Below are 6,124 nucleotides of genomic sequence, written 5' to 3'. Positions count from 1 at the left end.
TTTGGTACGTTCTCATCTTTTAGCGTTTGAGAAGAGGGTTTGCTGGAATTGCCACTATCTTTTTTGGTGCTGCGCTCAAGAAAAATAGCCAGGATCAGTTCGACAATCATAAACAGGCTATTCATGATTGCCTGACTCTCAGAAGATAATTTTCCTTCCGAGCCAAGACGATCAAAGTCTGCTTTCAAACGACTGACTTCATCTCTAACCGAAGTTTTATCCAGACTCGCCACGTTGATGTTAATGGGTTATTATCGATAACTCCATCATAACACGGCTTTTTTTGGCGATCGATAAGCCAGCAGGTGAGGATAAAATGAACTCACCCGGACAAAACGGCAAAATCGTACTGTCATCAGCCTGGCGATGGGTCTAAGCTGCTTATCGCAGAGATTTGGCTGTGAGGTACAAAATTGAATTTTTCTCGTACAAAAACCTGTCAAGTGTTTTTTTAAATATTTTTTGGGGGGCGAGTAGTTACCTTCTGAGTATAGTTTGATCATATCTTCCCTCATCTAGCCCACCCGCCGCGCAGAGGCGCAGAGGCGCACGCAGCAAGTTGGCTCACATGCAAAAAAACTCACAGTATTGAAAATTAAAGATAATTTAAATCTTTAATTTGCTTTTACAACCACCAGACACACACTTGCCGGATGAACCAGAATTATCTCGGTCTAAGGGTCAGATAGTGGGTAATAGCTGAAAAATTTTCCAGAGAAAGATTCTCGGCGCGCAACCCCGGATCGATTTGCAGACAATCATAATCGCAACTGCCAAGATAGCTTCCCATAGTATTTTTTAGAGTTTTACGTCGCTGCGAAAAAGCTGCGCTGACAATATCTGCGAACAAAGATTCATGTTCCGGGGAAATCAGCAAGTGCGTGCGCGGGCGCAAACTGACCACTGCGGACTGGACTTTGGGTGCAGGATAAAAACACTCCGCCGACACCTGCAGCAGTTGCTCCATTTCATAGCGGTATTGCAGCATCAGAGATAGACGCCCATATTCACTCGTGGAAGGTTTTGCCACCATGCGATCGACAACTTCCTGTTGCAACATGAAGTGCATATCCTGAATATAACTCGCGAACCCCGCCAGATGAAACAATAAAGGAGTGGATATGTTGTAGGGTAGATTGCCCACGATGCGTAGCTTTTCTCCTGCTTGAGCAAAATCGAATTTCAATGCGTCGGCATTATGGATAATCAATTTACTGTCAGCAAAGTCACGTTCGAGTCGGGTGACGATGTCGCGGTCGATCTCGATGACCTGTAATGCATCCAGTCTGGCTAGTAGAGGTCGAGTGAGTGCGCCGAGCCCCGGACCAATCTCTATCAGCCGATCTTCTCTGGCAGGACGGATCTGGTTGATTATCTCAAGAATAATACCTTGATCAATCAAAAAATTCTGTCCGAATCGTTTACGGGGAATGTGCCGCATTGGGTATCGAGTGCGGTTTTGCTTTACTCACAAGATCCAGTGCCATGTCGATGGAAGCCTGCATGCTGCCAGGATCGGCGCGCCCGGTTCCAGCCAGATCCAGTGCGGTACCATGATCAACCGAAGTACGGATGATCGGTAGGCCGAGACTGACATTGACACCCCCCCCAAAACTTGCATGTTTCAGCACAGGCAGTCCTTGGTCGTGATACATGACCAGAATACAGTCATACTGCTTTAGCTTGTCCGGCACAAACAGCGTATCCGCCGGCAATGGCCCCAGTAGATTCATGCCTTCTGCACAAAGTTTTTCCAAAACTGGAATGATGATATCAATCTCCTCTCGACCCAGATGACCGGATTCTCCAGCATGCGGATTTAACCCAGCAACCGCGATGCACGGATGCTCAATCTTGAAACGTGCGACTAGATCGCGATGAATAATGTGCAATTTCTGCTCCAGTAATTCGGGGGTAATCGCTGCCGACACATCCTTCAGTGGTAGATGCGTGGTTGCCAGTGTCACCCGCATGCCGCCACCTACCAACATCATCACAGCCCGGCTCTTAGTCAACTCAGACAGAAATTCGGTATGCCCCGAAAATTTGATGCCACTTGCACTAATGATGCCTTTGTGAACAGGCGCGGTCACCATTGCATCCGCATCACCGGCAAGACAAGCATTCACGGCCTGCCTCAATGTTTCCAGCACATAGGTGGCATTACGGGAGTCAAGCTTGCCGGTTACTACCGGCTGGCTGACTGGCACGTGCCAGACCGGCAGGTGCCCTGCCTGATGCGATCGATTCACTGCAGCATCATACTCGTGAATCTCGATCGGCAATTTCAGGAAACGTGCACGCTCGCGGATCAGATCGCGATCAGCGATCACGGCCAATTGACAAGGCTGCACAGTTTGTGCCATCTGGATACAGAGATCCGGTCCGATGCCGGCTGGCTCACCGGCTGTCAATACCAGTTTTGGTAAGATATTAGTTTCCATGGTTATTTTTCTGGTAGCGTAAATGGACTATCGACGGCATTTCGGTGGAAATATTCACATCAATTATCTTCGGCAATATACTCAACATAAGCCTGATCTCTAAGTTGTTGCATCCACTCCTGCACCACGCCCTCTGCTTTGCGGGCGTGAATCGCCTGACGGGCGGCTTCGCGCCGTTGCTGATCACTGACATCCTGTTTACGACGTTCAATCACCTTGATCAGATGCCAGCCGAAGGAGGTACGCACCGGCTGGCTTACCTGGCCTGGCAGCAGCTCGTTCATGGCTTTCTCAAATTCCGGTACGGTATCGCGAGGGGAAATCCAGTTCAGATCTCCTCCCGATGACGCACTACTATCCTCGGAAAAAGCCTTAGCCAATTCCGAAAAATTCTCGCCCTTATCGACACGCTGCTTGATCTGCATGATTTGTCGGTAGGCATCGTTCTCTGAGATCAACTCATTGATCTTGATCAAGATATGCTGGGCATGGGTTTGCTCGATGATTACCACCGACGTTCCCCGCTCGCGTCTATCCAACAGCTTGAGAATATGAAATCCGATCGGACTGCGGATAACAGGCGTCAACTCACCAATCTGCATAGTTACCAGTAAATTGGCAAACAATGGCCCCATTTGGCTAACAGGGCGCCAGTCTAGCACTCCACCCTGCATGGCATCTGGCGCATCCGAAAACTCAGCAGCTACCTGGGCAAAATCGGCGCCTTGCTTAAGGCTCTCCAGCGCACTCTGCGCACGCTGATTCCTGACTTCAATCTGCTTCGTATCCATCTGCTCAGATAGCTGAACCAATATATGCGCCAGTCGATAATCGTCATTGCCAATTGACGAATTCTCTTGCATTTGCATGAAATTATCAATCTCACTCTCAGTGACATTAACTCGATTGTTCACTTCCTGTTCTTTTAGGCGCACCATCAAAATCTCTTCACGAATTTCCTCACGGAATGATTGAATATCGGTGCCTTCATTTTGCAGTGTCTGGCGAAAAGCTTCCATCGAAAGATCATTTTCCTGAGCAATGCGGCGCAGGGTTTGCTCCACATCGCCATCACTGGCAACCAACCCCAACTCACGCGCACGTTGCAGTTGTATTCGTTTGAGAATCAAGCGCTCCAGTATCTGCTTTTCCAGGATATCCCTGCGCGGTAGCTGCGTGCCCTGTCTCTCCAGTTGACGGATAGCATTTTGCAGAACTTCATCGGCTTCCTGCTGAGTAATCACTTCATCGTCCACCACGACAACGATGCGATCAAGGAATCTAGGTCCAGCAGAGTCCGGCAACGGTTGTGCAAAACTAACAGACATCAGCAAGCTGACCATGGCAAGGAAGGTTCTGTAAAAATATTTAATATTCATTTATCCAGGAAATACGAAAGTTTCGGTAGATTTCAGAAAATGACTATTTATTGTATGCTTGTTCGGGTATAGCCAGAGATACCCTGCTGTAAAACACGTATAGGATTGGTGCCGATACTCATCAAATCGTTCAACTCCAGTTGCACAAAAACGGTAGTGGAAGTTCTTTGGGTGGCAGTGGTAAAACGATTGGCAACTAACCGCAGTGACCAGCAACAGGCGTTATATTCAACGCCCAGTAATCCAGCAAGCAGCTTGTCATCCTTGAGTGAATAGTTGGCACTTGCCAACGCTTGCCATTTTCTCGTTAATGGCCATTGTGTAGAAATATCCATCTGCTCGAAAACGTCACGCGAGAAGCGGTAGCCAACATTCAGGACTTTACCCGGTTGCGGATGATAACTGATACCGGCACGTATTTTTTCAGTAAGGAAGTTGTTCTGATCGAGCTGTACGCCTGCATCCGTGAGGATATGCGGAGTAATCCTGCCCGATAATTCAGCAATAAAATCTGCACCAGCAGCAGTTGTCTGAGGTGAAGTCAACGTCAACCGGCGTTCAGCAAGGCGGACTTTCTGCCCAACAGTGGCGCGAATACGCTCATTACCTGTTGAAGATTCGATCAGACGCGATGTTACTGCCATGGTGATTTCATTGGCGTCATTAATGCGGTCCTCGCCGCTGAATCTTCTCTCTGAAAAAATTTGTGCAAAGCTGAAATCCATCTCGGCAGAATCGAAATTTGGCAGGTTGTTTTGTTGCTCAAATGGAATATAAACATAAAACATTCTTGGTTCGAGTGTTTGCACGTATTTTCCCTGCCATAAATTAACATCACGCTCAAACACCAGACCACTGTCAAGGCTGAGTATTGGCAGTGTACGATTAATTGTTTTCGATTCTATTCCGGTTGGCGCATTTAAATTGTATCGCGTGTGATGCACCCCAATACGTGGCTTAATGAATCCCCAGGAATTTTGTAAAGGAATGCTGACACTTGGATACAGAGCCAACCGCAATCCATCCTGTAGAGTTGGGTGAGAAAAATGCGTCCAGTTGCTGGCCAGATCAAAATCCAGCCCGTATACATTACGCTTTGTTGCATTCAATGTGAGTTGTGGCAAGCGCTTGTACGGCGAAACAATCGTTGCGAGCGGATCCTGCAAAGTTTGAAATTGTTGCATCAGGATATTGAAAGAAATTGAACCGTCATGCCCCAGCCCACCTGAATAAGCAGCTATTGCCTGTTGAGGCAGGTTGGTACGTGAAGTAAATGCCACATTATTGGCCAGATCACGAAAATAATTGCTATCGGATGCCCGTTCATAATGTAGCGACCCCATCCAGCCGTTGCCCAGCCATTGATTATGGTTAAAAGCAACGCCATATCGAGTTTCGTTGGTGATCAAATCATCCGGCAGGATATCGAACATCAGTTGTCCACCCAAGCTTTGGCCTAGATAGCGAAACTCATTGTTGAACATCAAACCACGTTTACTCATGTAGCGCGGCGTAATGGTGGCATCATAGTTTGGCGCAATATTCCAGTAGAAAGGTACCGATACTTCTGCGCCACTTCTAGCTGTATTACCAAAAATAGGCGCCAGCAAACCCGTTTTACGCTGCCCGCCAAAAGAGAAATTCATCCAGGGCAAATAAAGAAAGGGCACATCCTTGAAATGAACGGTTACATTGCGCGCCGTCCCCACCTTTTTTGCCTTGTCGACTGTCAGATCAGATGCATGAATGTACCAATCGTCATCGCCTATCTGACAAGTCGTGTAGCGCGCCTGTTTCAGGCGGTATTGGTCATCTCCTTCCAGGAACAATATTTTGCCACCACCCCGCCCACTACCATCCTTGATAAAATATAGCGGATCGCTCAATTCACCTATGCCAGTTTGCAAATTCAACTGCAGCAAGCTCCCTCTCAAAATATCGTCCGAGCGGTTTAGTGTCGCATTACCCTGCACTTCCACATCTTCGCTATCCTGGTAATATTTGACACGATCCGCCATCAGCTCAAGGTCACCCTGACGCATTCTGACATTACCACTCGCCTCGATTTCACGTCCTGCATAACCATCGAACCGATCTGCCTCGACATAAACCGGCAGCCTGGCTCCTGAGTCGAATAACTGATCTGCTCCTGCGACGGGGACAGGTACCATCAATAACAGCGCATGCCAGAAATAGAGGAATTTGTATTGGCTCATCGAATTTTTATGGAAATTCAGCTTATCAGATATGATCCGGTCTACTGATCGGATTTGGTTCTGCCACATAGTACGTTATGATGCA

General features: G+C 47.7%; 5 protein-coding genes. All 5 read right to left on the bottom strand.

What is annotated here, in order from left to right:
* Nucleotides 1-233 (bottom strand): hypothetical protein (locus tag NSMM_RS02030; protein WP_143001828.1); only part of this gene is annotated, 233 nt, incomplete at its 3' end.
* A gap of 431 nt (nt 234-664) precedes the next feature.
* Nucleotides 665-1,441, bottom strand: coding sequence for a 16S rRNA (adenine(1518)-N(6)/adenine(1519)-N(6))-dimethyltransferase RsmA (rsmA, locus tag NSMM_RS02025; protein WP_090284128.1), 777 nt, complete (start codon nt 1,439-1,441; stop codon nt 665-667).
* Nucleotides 1,422-2,444 carry a 4-hydroxythreonine-4-phosphate dehydrogenase PdxA gene (gene pdxA, locus NSMM_RS02020; RefSeq protein ID WP_090284126.1) on the bottom strand — a complete coding sequence of 341 codons (1,023 nt, stop codon included), beginning with the start codon at nt 2,442-2,444 and terminating at the stop codon, nt 1,422-1,424. The genes rsmA and pdxA overlap by 20 nt, the downstream gene beginning before the upstream one ends.
* 59 nt (nt 2,445-2,503) lie before the next feature.
* The gene (locus tag NSMM_RS02015; protein WP_090284124.1) at nt 2,504-3,823 is read right to left on the bottom strand and encodes a peptidylprolyl isomerase; all 1,320 of its coding nucleotides are present in this window, start codon (nt 3,821-3,823) and stop codon (nt 2,504-2,506) included.
* Nucleotides 3,824-3,870: 47 nt separating this feature from the next.
* Nucleotides 3,871-6,039: an LPS-assembly protein LptD gene (locus NSMM_RS02010; protein WP_090284129.1), complete on the bottom strand. Its 2,169-nt coding sequence runs from the start codon at nt 6,037-6,039 to the stop codon at nt 3,871-3,873.
* Between the last annotated feature and the right edge of the window lie 85 nt (nt 6,040-6,124).

This window comes from Nitrosomonas mobilis (genome assembly GCF_900103035.1).
Classification (GTDB): Bacteria; Pseudomonadota; Gammaproteobacteria; order Burkholderiales; family Nitrosomonadaceae; genus Nitrosomonas; species Nitrosomonas mobilis.
This window is presented reverse-complemented; position numbering and strand designations above follow the sequence as displayed.

Excerpts from the sequence above, each read along its gene's own strand:
- rsmA (WP_090284128.1), bottom strand. The coding sequence starts at position 1,441 with ATGCGGCACATTCCCCGTAAACGATTCGGACAGAATTTTTTGATTGAT.
- pdxA (WP_090284126.1), bottom strand. The coding sequence starts at position 2,444 with ATGGAAACTAATATCTTACCAAAACTGGTATTGACAGCCGGTGAGCCA.
- NSMM_RS02015 (WP_090284124.1), bottom strand. The coding sequence starts at position 3,823 with ATGAATATTAAATATTTTTACAGAACCTTCCTTGCCATGGTCAGCTTG.
- NSMM_RS02010 (WP_090284129.1), bottom strand. The coding sequence starts at position 6,039 with ATGAGCCAATACAAATTCCTCTATTTCTGGCATGCGCTGTTATTGATG.